Annotated in this window: 18 protein-coding genes; 6 read left to right on the top strand and 12 right to left on the bottom strand. The window is 72.4% G+C overall.

Going from position 1 to position 16,547, the window contains the following annotated elements:
- Window positions 1-50: 50 nt before the first annotated feature.
- From ACBJ59_RS03885 to ACBJ59_RS03835, 11 genes are all read right to left on the bottom strand, one after another.
- On the bottom strand, window positions 51-992 hold the full coding sequence (locus ACBJ59_RS03885; protein WP_375108770.1) for a sigma-70 family RNA polymerase sigma factor: 942 nt from the start codon (window positions 990-992) through the stop codon (window positions 51-53).
- A gap of 72 nt (window positions 993-1,064) precedes the next feature.
- Window positions 1,065-1,790 (bottom strand): alpha/beta fold hydrolase, encoded by a 726-nt coding sequence (locus ACBJ59_RS03880; protein ID WP_375108769.1) that lies wholly within the window; start codon window positions 1,788-1,790, stop codon window positions 1,065-1,067.
- Window positions 1,787-2,749 carry an alpha/beta hydrolase gene (locus ACBJ59_RS03875; RefSeq protein ID WP_375108768.1) on the bottom strand — a complete coding sequence of 321 codons (963 nt, stop codon included), beginning with the start codon at window positions 2,747-2,749 and terminating at the stop codon, window positions 1,787-1,789. Before ACBJ59_RS03875 ends, ACBJ59_RS03880 begins: the two co-directional genes overlap by 4 nt.
- A gap of 94 nt (window positions 2,750-2,843) precedes the next feature.
- The gene (locus ACBJ59_RS03870) at window positions 2,844-4,574 is read right to left on the bottom strand and encodes a ferritin-like domain-containing protein (protein ID WP_375108767.1); all 1,731 of its coding nucleotides are present in this window, start codon (window positions 4,572-4,574) and stop codon (window positions 2,844-2,846) included.
- Window positions 4,558-4,788 carry a hypothetical protein gene (locus ACBJ59_RS03865; RefSeq protein WP_375108766.1) on the bottom strand — a complete coding sequence of 77 codons (231 nt, stop codon included), beginning with the start codon at window positions 4,786-4,788 and terminating at the stop codon, window positions 4,558-4,560. The genes ACBJ59_RS03870 and ACBJ59_RS03865 overlap by 17 nt, the downstream gene beginning before the upstream one ends.
- A complete protein-coding gene (locus ACBJ59_RS03860; RefSeq protein WP_375108765.1) occupies window positions 4,785-5,576 on the bottom strand; it encodes a class I SAM-dependent methyltransferase in 792 nt (263 codons plus the stop codon). The genes ACBJ59_RS03865 and ACBJ59_RS03860 overlap by 4 nt, the downstream gene beginning before the upstream one ends.
- Before the next feature lie 70 nt (window positions 5,577-5,646).
- Window positions 5,647-6,066 (bottom strand): cupin domain-containing protein, encoded by a 420-nt coding sequence (locus tag ACBJ59_RS03855; RefSeq protein ID WP_375108764.1) that lies wholly within the window; start codon window positions 6,064-6,066, stop codon window positions 5,647-5,649.
- Window positions 6,067-6,100: 34 nt separating this feature from the next.
- Window positions 6,101-6,859: an SDR family oxidoreductase gene (locus ACBJ59_RS03850; RefSeq protein WP_375108763.1), complete on the bottom strand. Its 759-nt coding sequence runs from the start codon at window positions 6,857-6,859 to the stop codon at window positions 6,101-6,103.
- A 140-nt stretch (window positions 6,860-6,999) separates the two neighbouring features.
- On the bottom strand, window positions 7,000-7,818 hold the full coding sequence (locus ACBJ59_RS03845) for a universal stress protein (RefSeq protein ID WP_375108762.1): 819 nt from the start codon (window positions 7,816-7,818) through the stop codon (window positions 7,000-7,002).
- A gap of 31 nt (window positions 7,819-7,849) precedes the next feature.
- On the bottom strand, window positions 7,850-9,616 hold the full coding sequence (locus ACBJ59_RS03840) for an L-aspartate oxidase (protein ID WP_375108761.1): 1,767 nt from the start codon (window positions 9,614-9,616) through the stop codon (window positions 7,850-7,852).
- A 99-nt stretch (window positions 9,617-9,715) separates the two neighbouring features.
- Window positions 9,716-10,549 (bottom strand): helix-turn-helix transcriptional regulator, encoded by an 834-nt coding sequence (locus ACBJ59_RS03835; RefSeq protein ID WP_364123311.1) that lies wholly within the window; start codon window positions 10,547-10,549, stop codon window positions 9,716-9,718.
- Between the two features lie 205 nt (window positions 10,550-10,754).
- Between ACBJ59_RS03835 and ACBJ59_RS03830 the strand changes: the two genes are divergently transcribed.
- The 5 genes from ACBJ59_RS03830 (at window position 10,755) to ACBJ59_RS03810 (ending at window position 15,262) form a co-directional block, all read left to right on the top strand.
- On the top strand, window positions 10,755-12,179 hold the full coding sequence (locus ACBJ59_RS03830) for an aldehyde dehydrogenase family protein (protein WP_375108760.1): 1,425 nt from the start codon (window positions 10,755-10,757) through the stop codon (window positions 12,177-12,179).
- Window positions 12,180-12,271: 92 nt separating this feature from the next.
- Window positions 12,272-13,210 carry an RNA polymerase sigma-70 factor gene (locus tag ACBJ59_RS03825; RefSeq protein ID WP_375108759.1) on the top strand — a complete coding sequence of 313 codons (939 nt, stop codon included), beginning with the start codon at window positions 12,272-12,274 and terminating at the stop codon, window positions 13,208-13,210.
- Complete coding sequence (locus tag ACBJ59_RS03820; RefSeq protein WP_375108758.1) at window positions 13,207-13,377, top strand: hypothetical protein; 171 nt, start codon at window positions 13,207-13,209, stop codon at window positions 13,375-13,377. The genes ACBJ59_RS03825 and ACBJ59_RS03820 overlap by 4 nt, the downstream gene beginning before the upstream one ends.
- Before the next feature lie 320 nt (window positions 13,378-13,697).
- Window positions 13,698-14,525, top strand: a complete 828-nt coding sequence (locus ACBJ59_RS03815; protein WP_375108757.1) for a sensor histidine kinase — start codon at window positions 13,698-13,700, stop codon at window positions 14,523-14,525.
- Window positions 14,522-15,262 carry a sensor histidine kinase gene (locus ACBJ59_RS03810; RefSeq protein WP_375108756.1) on the top strand — a complete coding sequence of 247 codons (741 nt, stop codon included), beginning with the start codon at window positions 14,522-14,524 and terminating at the stop codon, window positions 15,260-15,262. The genes ACBJ59_RS03815 and ACBJ59_RS03810 overlap by 4 nt, the downstream gene beginning before the upstream one ends.
- A gap of 16 nt (window positions 15,263-15,278) precedes the next feature.
- Here ACBJ59_RS03810 and ACBJ59_RS03805 read toward each other — a convergent pair whose 3' ends face one another.
- The gene (locus tag ACBJ59_RS03805) at window positions 15,279-15,632 is read right to left on the bottom strand and encodes an ArsR/SmtB family transcription factor (protein WP_375108755.1); all 354 of its coding nucleotides are present in this window, start codon (window positions 15,630-15,632) and stop codon (window positions 15,279-15,281) included.
- Window positions 15,633-15,699: 67 nt separating this feature from the next.
- Here ACBJ59_RS03805 and ACBJ59_RS03800 point away from each other — a divergent pair, with 67 nt between their 5' ends.
- Window positions 15,700-16,467, top strand: coding sequence for an SDR family NAD(P)-dependent oxidoreductase (locus tag ACBJ59_RS03800; protein ID WP_375108754.1), 768 nt, complete (start codon window positions 15,700-15,702; stop codon window positions 16,465-16,467).
- Window positions 16,468-16,547 lie beyond the last annotated feature (80 nt).

The following is a 16,547-nucleotide window of genomic DNA, read 5'->3' as shown; positions in this document are numbered from 1 at the left end:
TTGTGACATCCGGCTATGACCGGACAGCCCGGCTGGTTGTGACACCCCCGCTAGGACCGGGTGGCGCCCCCGGTCGTGACGCCTCCGCCCGACCGGGCGCGTGACTGCTCGAAGGCGTGCAGTTTGTCGGGACTGACGATCCACATGAGGTGGTGGATGCCCTGCGGCGAGGCCTCGATGGTGAGCAGCGCGACCCCGGTGCGGCCGCCGGGGACGAGCACGCCGGCGAGCCCGTTCACCTCGACCCACTCCATCTCGGCGCCCGGCCAGAACCTCGGCGCGAACGCGGCCACGAAGTGCGCCACCCGCTCGCCGCCCATCAGCGGGAACCGGGCGGCCCCCCTGAGACCGTTGCCGTCGGCGGAGCTGACGATGTCCGCGGCGAAGAGGTCTTCCAGGGCGCCGATGTTCCCCGTCCGGGCGGCGTCGACGAAGGCCTGGAGGAGGTGCCGGTGCTCGCCCTTGCCGATCGGCTCGCGCCGGACGGCGGCCAGCCGCTTGCGGGCGCGGCTGACGAGCTGGCGGGCGTTGGCCGGGGTGAGCCGGAGGACGTCCGCGATCTGGCGGTAGGGGTAGGCGAAGGCCTCACGCAGGACGTACGCGGCCCGCTCGGCGGGGCTGAGCCGCTCCATCAGCAGCAGGACGGCGAGTTGCAGCGCTGCGCCACGTTCGGCGCCGAGCGCGGGGTCGGCACTGGTGTCCACGGGTTCCGGCAGCCAGGAACCGATGTAGGTCTCGCGGCGCGCGCGGGCGGAGGTGGCGGCGTTGATGGACAGCCGGGTGGTGATCGCGGCCAGGAACGCCGAGGGGGTGTCGACGACCGCCCGGTCGGTGCCCTGCCAGCGTAACCAGACTTCCTGCAGGATGTCCTCGGCCTCGGACGCGCTGCCGAGTATCCGATAGGCGATGCCGAACAGGCGCTGACGCAGCTCGACGAAGGCGGTGGCCGCCTCGTCGAGCGCGCCCGCCTGTTCCGGTGATTCTGCCTGCATGTACGACCGCGCCTTCGACTCGAATGCGTGGCCGGCCGGCGACCCTGCCCGCCGGCCGGCGGGTGACTCCGCTCAGCCGTTCACATGGGCGACCGCGTCCAGGATGGCGGCGGTGACGGCGTCGGGCTGGGACGCGGCGAGCGCGTGGGAGGCGCCGGCGACCTCGCGGGTGCCGCGGGAGCCGGCGCGGTCGGCCATGAAGCGCAGGGCCTGGGCGGGGATGTTGAGGTCCTGCTCGCCGTGCACGAACCAGGACGGCGTGGTACGCCAGGCGGGTTCGCTCGCGGTCAGGCCGTCGGTGAGGGCCTTCTCGGTGACCGGTCGCTGGGTGGCGGCCATCAGGGCGGCCTCGCGCGGGTCGAGGTCGGCGCAGAACTGGTGGTGGAACTTGTCGCGGGCGATGCGGAACTCGTTGCCGCCGGTGCTGACCGGGTAGGCCTCCAGCGCGGCGCCCAGGGTGCTGCCGTCGAACTTGGCCGACAGCAGCAGTGCGCTCTCGCCGGAATCGGGGGCGAAGGCGGCGACGTAGACCAGTGCGTGCACGGCCGGGAGGCCGGCGGCGGCCTGGGTGATCACCATGCCGCCGTAGGAGTGGCCGGCCAGCACGACCGGCCGGTCGAGGCTGGTGATGACGTCGCGGACGTAGGCGGCGTCGCCGTCGAGGCCGCGCAGCTGGTTGGCCACGGCGACGGCGTCCAGGCCCCGCTCGTGCAGGCGTTGGAGGACGCGGTTCCAGCTGGCCGATTCGGCGAACGCGCCGTGGACCAGGACGACGACGGGCTGCTGGGCGGTGGTCATGAGCGGGCCTTTCCGGGGTGCAGGGCGTGGGTCAGGACGGTGATGGCCTGCGCGGTGGCGGCGCGGGCGGCGTGGGTCTCGCGGACCGGGTTGAGCATCATGAAGTCGTGCAGGGTGCCGTTGTAGCGGACGCTGGTGGTGGGCACGCCGGCCTGGGTGAGCTTGCGGGCGTAGGCCTCGCCCTCGTCGCGCAGCACGTCGTTCTCGTCGACGATGACGAACGCGGGCGGCAGGCCGGCCAGGTCCTCCAGGGTGGCGCGCAGCGGGGAGGCGGTGATCTCGGCGCGCTGGGCGGGGTCGGGGGTGTAGGCGTCCCAGAACCAGGCCATCGCCTGGGCGGTCAGGTGCGGGCCGTGGGCGAACTGGCGGTAGCTGGGGGTGTCCTGGGCGGCGTCGGTGACCGGGTAGTACAGCGACTGGTGGATGAAGTGCACGTCGCCGCGCTGCTTGGCCATGAGGGTGAGTGCGGCGGTCATGTTGCCGCCGACCGAGTCGCCGGCCACGGCCAGCCGGGTGGCGTCCAGCCCTTCCTCGGCGCCGTTCCGGGTGATCCACTGCGCGGTGGCGTAGGCCTGTTCGATGGCCACCGGGTAGCGGGCCTCGGGGGAGCGGTCGTACTCGACGAACACCAGCGCGGCGCCCGTGCCGACGGCCAGTTCGCGGACCAGCCGGTCGTGGGTGCTGGTGCCGCCGAGCACCCAGCCGCCGCCGTGCACGTACAGCACCACGGGAAGGGTGGCGGTCGTGCCGGCCGGCTTGACGATGCGCACCCGCACGCCACCGGCCTCGGCCGGCACGGTGATCCACTTCTCGTTCACCTCCGGCATGTCCACCGGTGCGGCCTGGACGTCGTCCAGCAGCTTGCGGGCGCCTTCGGTGCCCAGCTCGTACACGAACGGAGGCTTGGCGGTCGCGTCGGCGAACGCCTGCGCCGCCGGCTCAAGAACGGGACTGCTCATGGTCTCTCTCTTTCTCATGGTGAATCGGGCAGGCCAAGCTCTCGCCTGCCGCCGTACGGGCGGCGGGAGGCGATGGAGCCTTGGCGGCCGGGGCCTACTCGTGGAAGCCGATCTCGCGGTGGGTGCCGTCGCACAGCGGCTTGTTGCCGGAGTGGCCGCAGCGGCACAGCGTCACCCGGTTGCGGGTCTCCAGCGGCCGGCCGTCCGAGCGCACGACCGGGACGCCGCCGGTCACCCACAGCGCGCCGGCCAGCCCGTCCTCCTCCTCCAGGACCGAGACGGCCCGCGGGAGGTCGGCCTCGATCGTGTCGCCGCCGCGTTCGAGGGCGTAGCTGTAGGAGCCGGAGGGGCAGTGGTCGATGCGGCCCATGACCTCGGAGCGCACGTCGCTGTCGCCGGTGTCGGCGAGCATCGCCGCGATCGGCCGGGTGCGGCCGATGCAGAAGGCGGCGTGGACGCACAGCTCGCCCACCCGCTGGGCCGAGATGCCCACCCCGTCGTGCACGTGCTGCAGCTCCTTGTACGGCCGCATGACCTCGCTCTCCGTGCCGTCGAACCCGATCACGGCGTGGGTCCCGTCGCAGAACGGCTTGGCGCCCGAGTGGCCGCAGCGGCACAGCGCGTACGTGTCCTCGGTCTCCAGCGGCTCGCCGGTCTGCCAGGTCAGCGCGTTCTTCTCCGGCTCCGAGACGATCTTGCGCTTGCGCCGGAGCGGGACGCCGCCGTACACCACGTACGGGCCGTCGCGCAGGACGACGATCCGCTGCCCGTCGCCGACGCTCCACCGGCGCAGCTCGGGCTCGACGTAGTCGAAGGTGGGGCCGGCCGTCGTGCTCTCCCCGTCGGGCATCCGCATCAGGGCCTGCGCCTGGGCCTTGAGCGCGTACATGGTGCCGGTGGCGACCTTGAGCAGCCTCGGGCTGCCGTTGAACGCCCGCTCCAGCAGGTGCAGGACGGCGCAGTAGGTGTGGTTGAACTCCTCCTGGGCGGTGCGGATCGCGCTGCCCGGGGCGTGATCGGTCAGGCGCGGGTTGCGCCGCATCGGATGCACGCCGGCCGGGTCCACGGAGATCGCCTCGCCGGTGGGCCCGGTCTGCGGGGTGTCGCCGCGCCGGTAGCGCCGGCCGGCCTTGAGCTCCTGGAAGCGGTAGTAGTGGGCCACCTCGTCCCGTTCGGGGTGGAAGATGTCCTGGTCGCCGTCCCAGACCCCGCCCCGCGCGGTGCCCTCGCCCTGCTCGACGATCTCCTCCAGCGCGGCCAGAGCCGACTTGAGGTCGCCGACGGTGACCAGCCGCCCGGCGGTGTGCCGGAAGTGCGCCGCGCTGACCTGGCGGGCCGGATCGCCGGTGAAGACCGCCTGCTCGCCGAGCCGGTCGCACAGCAGGAGCAGTCCCTGCTCGATCGCGGCGTAGAACTGCCCGATCGTCTCGTACTCGTCGCCCTCCGCCGGGGCGCCGGGCGGTGCCGGCTGCTCGATCCGCAGGAACAGCTCCAGCGCCTCCGCGCCGAAGGGGACCAGCGACAGCTCCAGCGAGCGGTCACCGTGGGGCAGGGGGCGGGGATGGGGCGGGAGCATGCGCGGCGTGTCCAGCCGGGGGGTGCCGCCGACGGCGTTGAGCAGGTTCGCGGCCAGTGTGAGGTGCAGCATCTCCTCGGCGAAGACGCTGCCCACCACCTCGACGGCCGCCCGGTTCCGCTCCGGGTCCAGCGAGTACAGAGCGCACAGGTACGGCGGCAGGGTGGCGTGCTCCAGCTCGATCGCCCACTGCAGGTGCTCGCGCAGGCTGTCGAGCGTGTCGATGCGCGCTTCACGCACCCTGATCACCGGGCCGGGAATGCTCCTCCAGCTCCTCGACCGCGTCGAGCAGACCCCGCAGGCCGATCTCCTCGCGCTCGACGTCCGTCGGGTCGAACAGCCACTCGGTGACCGGCAGCTCCATCTCCTCCTCCGGACGGCTCGCCTCGGCGAGGGTCAGCTCGATCTCGACCTCGGCCTTGAGCTCGTACAGAACCTCGTCCTCGCCGTCAGGGATGCTCATCTTTCCTCCATGCGTGGCTTGAATGGGTGTCCGGCAGGCCGGCTGACCGCGTGGATCAGCCGCACGGCGATCTGGCCGGAGGCGAACAGGCGGGTGAAGCGCTCGCCCTGGTGAGCGGCCAGCGCGTAGGCGGGGTCGGCCCGATGGCGGGTCGCCACCACCGCGGCCACCTGCTCGGCACGTCGTGACCAGGACAGCGGCGCCCCGGTGGGCGGGTCGATCTGCTCGACGACCTCGAACCCGGCGCCGGCGAGCAGCGAGAGCAGCTCCCGCCGGGTGGGGAAGTGGTTGCCCTCCGGAACCGGAAGGAGCTGCGGCCCCCGTGCGACGACCACCAGGAGCCCCAGCGAGGCGCCGGGCCTGAGCACCCGGTGGATCTCGCCGAGTACGGCGGCCTTGTCCCGCACGGTGCACAGCACCCCCAGGCACCAGGCGGCGTCGACCGACCCCGTACGGAGCGGGATCCGCCGGCCGTCCGCCGCGAGGACCGGCAGCCCGAACAGCCGGGAGGCGGCCCGGCCCGCGGCCGGCATCGGCTCCACCAGGATCGGCTGGACCCCGAACCGCTCGGCGGCCCAGGCGGCCGGGCCGCCGGCGCCCGCGCCCACGTCCAGCAGCCGCATCCCCGGGGCCAGCTCGCACGCCTCGGCCAGCCAGGCCAGCGCGGCCGGGCTCGCGCTGCCGCGGCAGGTGGCCGGTATGGCGTGCCGCCGCCCGAGCTGCTCGACGGCGTCGGCGGTCCAGCCGGCGACATCGTCGAACTCGGCGACCATCGCCAGAGCGGTCACTGCACGACTCCTGTCTCGACGGAGGCGCATGTGCCGCCTGCCGGCCTGTGTCCTCATGGTGCGAATGTGCTCAGGACGGGCGCGGGGCGCGGCGGTCCTTGCGCTGGGCGAGCTCTTCCTCGTCCACCAGGGTGAGCATCGGCTTGTCGGGATCGCACAGCATGGTGACGGTGAACCGCAGCGGGACGTCGTCGCGGTGGTTGCCGTCCTGGTAGTGGATGACGTCGCCGCCGGGCTCCCAGAAGGCCTCCCCGGCGCGGACGACCCGCTCCGGCTCGCCCTCGATCTCCAGCAGCATCTCGCCTTCCAGCACGAAGCCGAACGCGGGCCCGGTGTGCCGGTGCGGCGGCGTGCCGGGGTCGCCGGGCGGGTACTCGATCACCACGGTCATGGCGTGCGCGCCCGCCGGGATGAACGGCGGCTCGGCCTCCTGCACCATGGTCAGCGCCGTCTGCCACGCGGTCGATCGCTGCTTCGGGGCGTCAGACATGGGAACTACCTCTCGTGAACTATGGGCATCAGGGCTACTTGCCGGTCGTGTTCCGGGCGGCCCAGTCGCGGTAGTGGATCGTGCCGAGGGTCGCGTCGTCACCCAGCGGCACCAGCGACCGCTCGGTGAGCTCGCTGCCGAAGTAGGTCGCGTGCGGATCGGTGACCACCTCGCGCTGGTCGCCCAGGTCGGCCAGCGCCTGGCGGAAGAACTCGTCCATCCGGAACTGGTCGGGCCCGGCGATCTCGATCCTGCCGTTCAGCGGCTCGCCCACCGCGGTCCGGCCGACCGCCTGCGCGACGTCGTCGCCCGCGATGGGCTGGAAGAGCACCGGCGCCATGTGCACCTTGCCGTCCTTCGTCCCCGAATCGGCGATGGCCCGGACGAACTCGTAGAACTGGGTGGCGTGCACCAGCGAGAACGGGATCGACGACTTCTCGATGAGCCCCTCCTGGGCGATCTTCGCCCTGAAGTAGCCGTTCTCGGGCATCCGCTCCGTGCCCACGATCGACAGCGCCACGTGGTGCCCGACACCGGCCGCCTTCTCCGCGGCGAGCAGGTTGCCCGTGGAGGTCTGGAAGAACTCCATCACCGCCGCGGGCTCGAACGACGGCGAGTTCGACACGTCGATCACCACTTGCGCGCCCTCCAGCACCTCGGCCAGCCCTTCACCGGTGAGGGTGTTCACACCGGTGTTCGGCGACGCGGCCACCGCTTCGTGACCGTGCTCGCCCAGCTTCGTCACCAGCTTCGACCCGATCAGGCCGGTGCCGCCGATAACCACGATCTTCATGGGACATCCTTTCTGTCCGCCGGGGACAGCTTTGCCCTCCGGTCGTCAGCTAAGACAGGGCAGCCGCCGGGCTTGTGACAGCTGCCGCGAAAATCTTTCTTGGTGCCTGATCAAGCCATCGACGATGCTCGGGCGCGGGCCTATCGATGGACCTGGACGATCGCGACCGGGCAGGTGGCGTGGTGCAGGACGGCCTGGCTGACCGAGCCGTGCACCAGCGCGCTGAGCTCGCGCCGGTGGTGCGAGCCGACCACGAGCAGGGACGCCGCCGACGCGGCGTGCATCAGCGCCTTGCCCGGGTGGCCGGTGAGGGACTTCTGGACGGTCGTGACCGAGGGGAAGAGCTCCTGCCACTTGGTCAGGGTCTCCTCGGGCAGGCCCGTGGGGCTCGGGTCGGCCGACCCGTCCGGGCCGACGTGCGCCAGCACCAGGTCGTTCCCCGTCCGGGCGGCGTGCGCGAACGCGAAGGGGAGCAGCGCCTCGCTCTCGCCGTGCCCGGCGATCCCGGCCACGACGGGGCCGCGGGGCGTGGCGGGCTCGCGTACGACGACGACGGGGCAGTGGGCCACGACGCCGAGCCGGGCGCCGACCGAGCTGAGCAGCAGCCCGCCGACCTCGCCGAGCCCGCGGCTGCCCACGACCAGGAGTCCCGCCTGGTGGGAACGACGCAGGAGCGCGTTGAGTGGATCGCCTTCCGGCATGTCCGTGGTCACCTCGATGCCGGGCGCGACCGCCCGCGCCCGGTCCAGCGCCGTGGCCACGACGCGTTCGGCGGCGTGCCGGAGGCCGCCCTCGGGCGGCGCGCCCGGCGCCGGGCCCAGGGGCGCCTTCAGGAGGGGCCAGATGAAGGCGTGCACGATCTCCAGCGGCCGCCCGCGGCGTTCCGCCTCGGCGGCGGCCCACTCCACGGCACGCAGGCTCGCCTCGGAGTCATCCACGCCCACGACAACAGAGCTCATCCTTGTGGTCCTTTCACGGGTTATGGGGGAGTTACTCGACGAGCTTTCCGGCGGATGAGACCTCGCGCATGAGCGCCGCGATCTCGGCCGGAATCGGCGGGATGCTCTCCTTCTCCACCGATCCGGGGCCGGACCACACGAAGTTGACCTGCAGCGCGGGGTCGAGCTCGGGGTGGTCGGAGCGGTTGTGGCAACCGCGGGTCTCGCGCCGCTCACGAGCGGTCTCGATCGTCGCGCGGGCGGCGAGCGCCGCGGACTTCAGGTCGAAGGCGTGCGCCAGGTCCTGGAAGCCGGCGATGTCCGGGTGCACGCCGACGTTCTCGATGCGCGCCTCCACCGCGGCGAGCTCGGCGAGGCCCTTCAGCAGGCCGCTCTCGTCGCGCACCACGCCGGCGTGCTCCGTCATGATGTCGCGCAGGGCCCGCTGCAGCGCCCGTACGTTCTCGGGGCCGTCGGCGGCGAGGAGCTCGTCCACCTCCGCCCGCGCCGCGTCGAGCGCCTCGGCCGAGCGGCGCTGGGCTTCCAGGCCCGCGGAGTGCTCGGCCGCCGCCTGGCCGACGATGCGGCCGAAGACGAGCAGCTCGATGAGCGAGTTGCCGCCGAGGCGGTTGGCGCCGTGCAGGCCGCTGGCCGCCTCGCCGATCGCGTACAGGCCGTCGACGCCCGTGCCGTGGTCCTCGGGCCGCACCCAGACGCCGCCCATCGAGTAGTGCGCGGTCGGCGCGATCTCGATCGGCTGCTTGGTGATGTCGAGCATCTGCAGCTCAAGGAGTGTCTGGTAGACGCGGGGCAGCCGTGTCATGATCGTCTGCCGCGGCAGGTGCGACACGTCCAGCCACACGCCGCCGTCCGGGGTCCCCCGGCCCTCCTTGATCTCGGTGTACGCGGCCAGCGCGACGCGGTCCCGCGTCGACAGCTCCATCCGCTCCGGGTCGTACCGGGACATGAACCGCTCGCCGAGCTGGTTGCGCAGGATCCCGCCCTCGCCGCGGGCCGCTTCGGAGACGAGGGTGCCGGCCGCGTTCTCGGGCGAGATGAGCCCGGAGGGATGGAACTGCACCAGCTCGGGGTCGCGGATGCGGCAGCCGGCGAGGACGGCGAGGCGGAAGGAGTCGCCGGTGTTCTCGTCCCTGCGGGAGGAGGTACGCCGCCAGATCCGGGTGTGCCCGCCGGCGGCCAGGATCACCGCGTCGGCATGGATGACGTAGCGGGTGCCGTCGGTCAGGTCGAATCCGTACGCGCCGAAGACCGCGTTGTCCCGGACGAGGAGGCGCGTGATGTACACGGTGTCGAGAATGGGGACGTCGAGCTGCGCCGCCCGGTTGATCAGCGTGCGCTGGATCTCCAGCCCCGTGTAGTCCCCGGCGTACGCGGTGCGCCGGTAGGTGTGGGCACCGAAGAACCGCTGCGAGATGCGCCCGTCCTCCTCCCGGGCGAACGGCATGCCCCAGCGCTCCAGATCCTCGATGCCCCGCGCCGCGCCCTCGGCGACGATGCGCACCGTCTCCGGGTTGGCGAGCAGATAGCTCTCCTTGAGGGTGTCGGCCGCGTGCTGCTGCCAGCTGTCCTCCGGGTCCATCGTGGCGAGCGCCGCGTTGATGCCGCCCGCCGCGAGCGAGGTGTGCGCGTCCGCCTTCGGCCGCTTGCCCACCGCGAGGACGCCGACCCCGCGCTCGGCGAGCTCGATGGCGGCCCGCAGCCCGGCCCCTCCCGTGCCGATGACCAGGACGGATGTGGCGACCTGTCTCTCGGGTCGCCGTCCTGGCCGGCCCTCTGGCCGTATTTCTCGCGACTGCATGGTGCCCCTCCGGTCTGTCACAAGAACGTGTCCCGGAAGGACGACAGGACAGAAGCCGGATTTGTGACAGGCCGGACCGGTGCGCGGGTAATTTTTCCGCTAGCGGCGCTGGTCCCCGATGACCGACAGCAGGCGCAGCTTGTCGTAGCTCTCGCTGCCCGACGGCGCGGTGTAGACGACGAGGCTCTGGGACTGATCGGGGTCGACCAGCGTCTGGCAGTGCAGTTCGAGCAGGCCGAGCTCCGGGTGCCGGATGCGCTTCTGCGGGCAGTAGAGGCGGCTGACCGGGTGCTCGCCCCACAGCTCGGCGAACTCGGCGCTCTCGGCCAGCAGCGCGTTCACGATCGCCGCCGTGCGCGGGTCCGTGCGGTCGCGGGTGTGGAGGTCGTGCAGGTTCGCCGCCATCAGCCTGCTGTGCGCCGGGTGGTCGTCCTCAGGATGCATCGCCCGCGCGCCGGGATCGGTGAACCACCGGTAGTGCGGGTTGCGGGCCATCCCGGTGCGTACGGTCTCGTCGCCGATCAGCGCCTTCGACAGCCGGGTCTGCTTCAGCGTCTCGCCGAGGTAGTTCACGACCTGGGCGGCGGCGTCCTCGAGGCCGTCGAAGATGCGCATCATGCCGGGGTTGATGTGGTCGGCCCGCAGGGTCCGCTGCGGGGTGGCGTATCCCGCCAGGCGGAACAGGTGATCGCGTTCCTCCAGCGACAGGCGCAGCCCACCGGCGATGGAGGCGAGCATCTGCTCCGACGGGTGCGGCCCGCGCCGCTGCTCCAGCCGGCTGTAGTAGTCGACCGACATGTCGGACAGCACGGCGACCTCCTCGCGCCGCAGCCCGCCCGTACGCCGCCGCCCGCCACGGGGCAGCCCCACGTCCTCCGGTTGCAACGCCTCCCGGCGGCTGCGCAGGAACTCGGCGAGTCGGGCCCGGTCCACGATGGTCGACCTCCTCTTGATACGTCCGCCTCCATGAACACTTCCCGGCCGGAAATGTTTCCTTGGCGTGCCGAGTATCGGGCCGCCGCCCTCCCGTATCCATGCTCTGCCGATCCCTGGACAGGCAGAACGGGGACCGCGCCCGGCCGGATCCCCGGATCGGCAGGACATTCCTCCGGCCCCGCCCCGCTGCCACGGTCGTCTCATGAGCACAACCACAGTCAAGACAGCTACCCACTGGATCGGCGGCCGGAGCGTCCCCGGATCCACCCATATGATCGACGTGGTGAACCCGGCGACCGGCGCCGTCGTCGCCCAGGTGCCGGAGGGCACCACCGCCGACGTGGACCGCGCCGTCGCCGCGGCGCGGGCGGCCTTCCCCGGCTGGGCCGCCACCGACCCGGCCGTACGCGCGCAGGTTGTCGGCCGCATCGCCGACGGGCTGCGCGGCCGGAACGAGGAGATCGCCACCACGATCACCGGCGAGATGGGCGCCCCCATCACGCTGTCCCGCGCCGCGCAGGCGGGCTTCCCGGTCGCGGTGGCGGCGTCCTTCGCCGCGCTCGCCCCCGATTTCGCCTGGTCCGAGCGCATCGGCAGCTCGCTGGTGGTGCGCGAGCCGATCGGGGTCGTCGGCGCCATCACGCCGTGGAACTTCCCGCTCCAGCAGATCGTCTCGAAGCTGGCACCCGCCCTGCTGGCGGGCAACACCATGGTGTTCAAGCCGTCGGAGATCGCGCCGCTCACGGCGGCGATCCTGGCCGAGGTCGCGGCCGAGGCGGGGCTGCCCGCCGGGGTGTTCAACGTCGTCCACGGCACCGGCCCGACCGTCGGCGCGGCCATCTCGGCACATCCGGGCATCGACATGGTGTCGTTCACCGGCTCCACCCGCGCGGGCCGGCTGATCGCCGCCGCGGCCGCCGAGACCGTCAAGCGGGTCACGCTGGAGCTCGGCGGCAAGTCGGCCAACGTCATCCTCGACGACGCGGACTTCCCCGAGGCGGTCACCCGCGGCGTGGCCATGACCTACACCAACGGCGGGCAGGTCTGCGGCGCGTGGCCGCGGATGCTGGTGCCCGCGTCGCGGCAGGAGGAGGCGATCGAGCTGGCCGTGGCCGCCGCGAAGGGCTACGTCGTCGGCGACCCGATGGACGAGGCCACCCTCATCGGGCCGATGGCCTCCGAGCAGCACCGGCGGCGGGTCGAGGGCTACATCGAGCGCGGCGTCGCCGACGGCGCCCGGCTGGTCCTCGGCGGCCCGGGCAGGCCCGCCGGGCTGGACGGGGGCGCGTACGTACGGCCGACGATCTTCGCCGACGTCGCCCCGGACGCGGTCATCGCCCAGGAGGAGATCTTCGGGCCCGTCCTGACGATCATCCCCTACCACGGCGACGACCAGGCCGTGGAGATCGCCAACAGCACGATGTACGGGCTCACCGGCGCCGTCTTCGGCAGCCCCGACCGCGCGATGGCGATCGCCCGCCGGCTCCGCACGGGTCAGGTGGACGTCAACGGCGGCGAATGGAACGTCCTGGCGCCGTTCGGCGGATACAAGCAGTCGGGCAACGGCCGCGAGTTCGGCCGGCAGGGCCTCGAAGAGTATCTTGAGACCAAGTCGATCCAGGGCTGAGCTCCTGACGGGGGAAACCTTCCCGGACTGTTACCCGCCGCTGGCCTGTCCCCGCTGCTCAAGGGGTAGGCGCAGGGCGGGGGCGATGAACTGTGACGGATACCGTACCGACCGGCGAGCCCGGCGGGCCTGAAGATCTCGAACAGGCCGCGGCGGTGTTCAACGGCGTGCGGCCGCGCCTGTTCGGCATCGCCTACCGGATGCTGGGCAGCGCGGCCGAGGCCGAGGACCTGGTGCAGGACGTCTGGCTGCGCTGGCAGTCGTACGACCGCTCCACGGTGGACAGCCCGGCCGGGTTCCTGGCGACGGTGACCACGCGGCTGGCCATCAACGCCGCCCAGTCCGCCCGCGTGCGCCGCGAGACCTACATCGGGCCCTGGCTGCCCGAGCCCGTCGACACGGGCGCGGACCCCTACCTCGGCGCCGAGCGCGGCGAGGCCCTGGAGGTCGCGGTGCTGATGCTCCTGGAGCGGCTCTCGCCCACCGAACGGGCGGCGTACGTGCTGCGGGAGGCGTTCGACTACCCCTACCAGCGGATCGCCGAGATCGTCCGGCTCAACGAGACGGCGGTCCGCCAGCTGGTCAGCAGGGCCCGCAAGCGGGTGCTCGCCGGGCGCCGCCGGCCCGTGACCACGGACGAGCAGCGCAGGCTGCTGGCGGCCTTCGTCGCCGCCGCCCGCTCCGGCGACCTGACCGCGCTGGAGGAGCTCTTCACCGCGGACGTGGTCAGCTACTCCGACGGCGGCGGCGCCGTACGCGGCGCGGCACGCTTCCCCGTGGTGGGGGCGACGCGGCTGGCGAAGGTCATCAAGGCGTTCTCCGGCCGGTTCTGGGACGGCGTCGACGTGGGCTGGGGGAGCACGAACGGCCGGCCCTCCGCGCTGCTGAGCCGGGACGGGCAGCTGTTCGCCGTCATCACGGTCAACGCCTCGGACCAGGGCATCGACCAGGTGTTGTGGATGCTGAACCCGGCCAAGCTCGCCGCGGTGTCCCTGCCGAATGGGCCGTTACCGCCGCAGTCGCGCTCGTGACGGCGACCAGCAGGACGCAGAAGGCTGTGCTCGCGGCGACCACGGCGGCCACGCCGATCCGGGGCGCCGCGAGCGGCAGCAGGCGGATGGCGATGACGCGGCCCGCGGCCGCCGCGGAACGGATGACGGGCTCCCTGACGAAGGCCGCGACGGCGCGAACCACGTGACGTTCTTCCACGCCGCCAGATCGCCAGACACCCGGCCGCGACCACGAAGGCGCGGCCGAACAGCAGCTCGCGAGGTTGGCTCGAACCGCGGGGCAGCCCATCGATGGCCCGCGCGACCATCCGGCCCCCGTGGTGGCAGGGTCTCGCTCCTGTCACTGCGCGTTGTCGTCGATCTGTGACACCGGCCACTGAATCCAGGAGCTGTCACAGACACCGAGAGTGACCTGTCTCAGCTGGTAGCCGAGACGACAACGGGATGCACCGACCGATGACCTGCGGCGATATCTCCGGTGCGAACGCGAGCGGAAGGAAGTCGTGTTGTGACGGCAAACGTCATGCCCCTGTACGACGGCGAGGCCCCACGCCCGACCGGTGACGGAGGGGCAGCGCCGGCGATCAGAGCGGCCTGCGACAAGGTGCGCGACCTGAAACGCGAGTTGCGCAAGAAACAGCGGTTCGCCTCCGACGCCGCGCACGAGCTGCGCACGGCGATCGCGGGGCTGCGCGCGGAGCTGGAGGAGGCGAGCCTGTATCCCGACGAGACCGACCTCGGCGACCTCCTCACCCGCGCGCTGCGAGACGTCGACCGGCTGAGCATGATCATCACCGATCTGCGGATCCTCGCCGAGATGGAGTCGGGCCCGCCCGTCCGGCCGCAGCACGTCGACCTGGCCGAGCTGGTGCGCGGCGAGATCGCCCGCAGATCCGACCGCATCGAGGTCCAGCTCCGGCTGGAGCCCGGCATGACCGTCCAGGTCGTCCCGATCCGGATCGGCCGGGTGCTCACCAACCTGCTGGACAACGCCCAGCGGCACTGCCGTCATCTGGTCGAGGTCCGGCTGTGCCGGGACGACGGCCACGCCGTGCTGACGGTGGCCGACGACGGGGAGGGCATCGCCGAATGCGAACGGGAGCGGATCTTTCATCGCTTCACCCGGCTGAAGGCCGCCCGCCACCTCGACGGGAACGGCACCGGCCTGGGACTGGCGATCGCCCGCGACATCGCCCGGGCGCACTTCGGCACCCTGCACGTCGGAGAGTCCGAGGCGGGTGGCGCGAGCTTCGTGCTGCGCCTGCCCCTCGCCCGTTCAGCCGCTCCGGCCGGCCCGCGTACGGACCGGCGCCTGCACGAGGCGATGGACCCGTGAGCGCGGGTGAGCGGGCGATGGAGCCGGAGCTCCACACGTGCGCCCAAGAGCTGAAAGCGGCGCGGACGTTCGCCGAGCAGCTGATGGATCGGCGGCGCCAGTTCACCGCCGACGCCTCGCACGAGCTGCGAACCCCGCTCGCCGCGCTACGCGTGCAGGTGGAGGAGGCGCGGCTGCACCCGGACGAGATCGATCTGCCCGTACTGCTGCACCACGTGGCCGACGACCTCGACCGCCTGGAGAACATCGTCAACGACCTGCACCTGCTGGTCACCCTGGAGGACGACCTCGGCAGAAGCCTGGCGGAGGTGAACCTGACCACGCTGGCCGAGACGGCGGCGGCCCGGTGGGCCGGGGCCCACGACGTACGGCTCGATCTCGAACCCGCGGTGATGGTGGAGGCCGCCTCCTGGCAGATCACCCGGCTGCTCGACAACCTGCTGGACAACGCCCGGCGCCACGCCACGCACAGGCTGGAGGTGAGCCTGCGCCGCGCGGGTGATCATGCCGAGCTGGCAGTGTCCGACGACGGGCAGGGGGTCCCGCAGGCCGACCGCGAACGTGTCTTCCAGTGCTTCGCCCGCCTGGACACCGCCCGCAGCCGCGACCGCGGCGGCACCGGCCTGGGCCTGTCCATCGCCCGCGGCATCGCCTCGGCCCACCGCGGCACCCTGCACGTCGAGGAGACGCCCGGTGGCGGCGCGCGCTTCGTGCTCCGCATCCCGCTCACCCGTTGATCGGGTGCTCCCGCCATCAGGCGGGCTGCGGGCCGTCCTTCAGGCTCACCTGGTGGCCGACGTCCTCGTCCTCGGCCGCGGCCAGCACCGCCTGCAGCAGCCCGGGGAAGCGGACCTGCAGATCCTGCGCGCGCAGGGTCACGAAGCAGCGGGTGCCCTCCTGGCGCGTACGGGTCAGCCCGGCATCGCGCAGGACCCGCAGGTGGTGGCTGAGCGTCGACTTGGCGACCGGCGCCCGCAGCTCGCCCCACCCGCGTTCGCGACCGTCGGCCAGCACCCGCACCAGGCCGACCCGGATCGGATCGCTGAGCGCGCCCATCACCTCGGTCAGCCCGATATCGCCAACTTCAGGGTGATGCGCCTGTCTCATCCCATCATGGTAGCTTGTTCGATGTTTCACGAATATCGAACAAGCGCCGCGAACAGAGGAGTGTGACGTGACCGTCCAGCCCAACGGCCATCTGAAAGGCCAGGTCGCGATCGTGACCGGAGCCGGCTCCGGCATCGGCCGGGCCACCGCCATCGCCCTCGCCCGCGCCGGAGCGCGCGTGCTCGGCGTGGGACGCCGGGCCGAAGCCCTGAACGAGACCGCCGCCCGGCAGCCCGGCATCGAGCCCATGCCCGCCGACATCACCGCCGGGGGCGTCCCGCAGGCCGTCGTCGAGGCGGCCACCGACCGCTGGGGCCGCCTGGACGTCCTGGTCAACAACGCCGGCGCCACCGCCGTCATGTCGCTGGCCGACACCGACGCCGACCGCATCGCCGGCCTGCTGGCGCTCAACGTCACCGCGCCCAGCCTGCTCGCGCACGCGGCGCTGCCGCACCTGCGGGCCGGCCGCGGCACCATCATCAACATCTCCAGCACCTACGGCCACCGCCCGCTGCCCGGCGCCGCCCACTACGCCGCCACTAAGGCCGCCGTGGAGCAGCTGACCCGCAGCTGGGCGCTGGAGCTGGCCGGCGACGGCATCCGGGTCAACGCCGTGGCGCCCGGCCCCACCGAGAGCGAGGCGCTCACCGCCGCCGGCCTGCCCGACACGGTCGTCGAGCAGATCAAGCAGGACGAGGCCGCCCGCATCCCGCTCGGCCGCCGGGGCACCCCCGAGGAGGTGGCCACCTGGATCGTGCACCTCGCCGACCCCGCCGCCACCTGGATCACCGGGCAGGTCCTCACCATCGACGGGGGCCTGGAACTCGCCCCGTGAGCGAGGTTTGAACGCCGGAGCGGGGCGCCGGAAGGGGTGCTGGGCCGTCACATAAGCTGACACGTGGGGATTCGGGGGGA

Origin of the sequence: Nonomuraea sp. MTCD27, from assembly GCF_041950495.1 — a bacterium.
GTDB lineage: Bacteria > Actinomycetota > Actinomycetes > Streptosporangiales > Streptosporangiaceae > Nonomuraea.
This window is presented reverse-complemented; position numbering and strand designations above follow the sequence as displayed.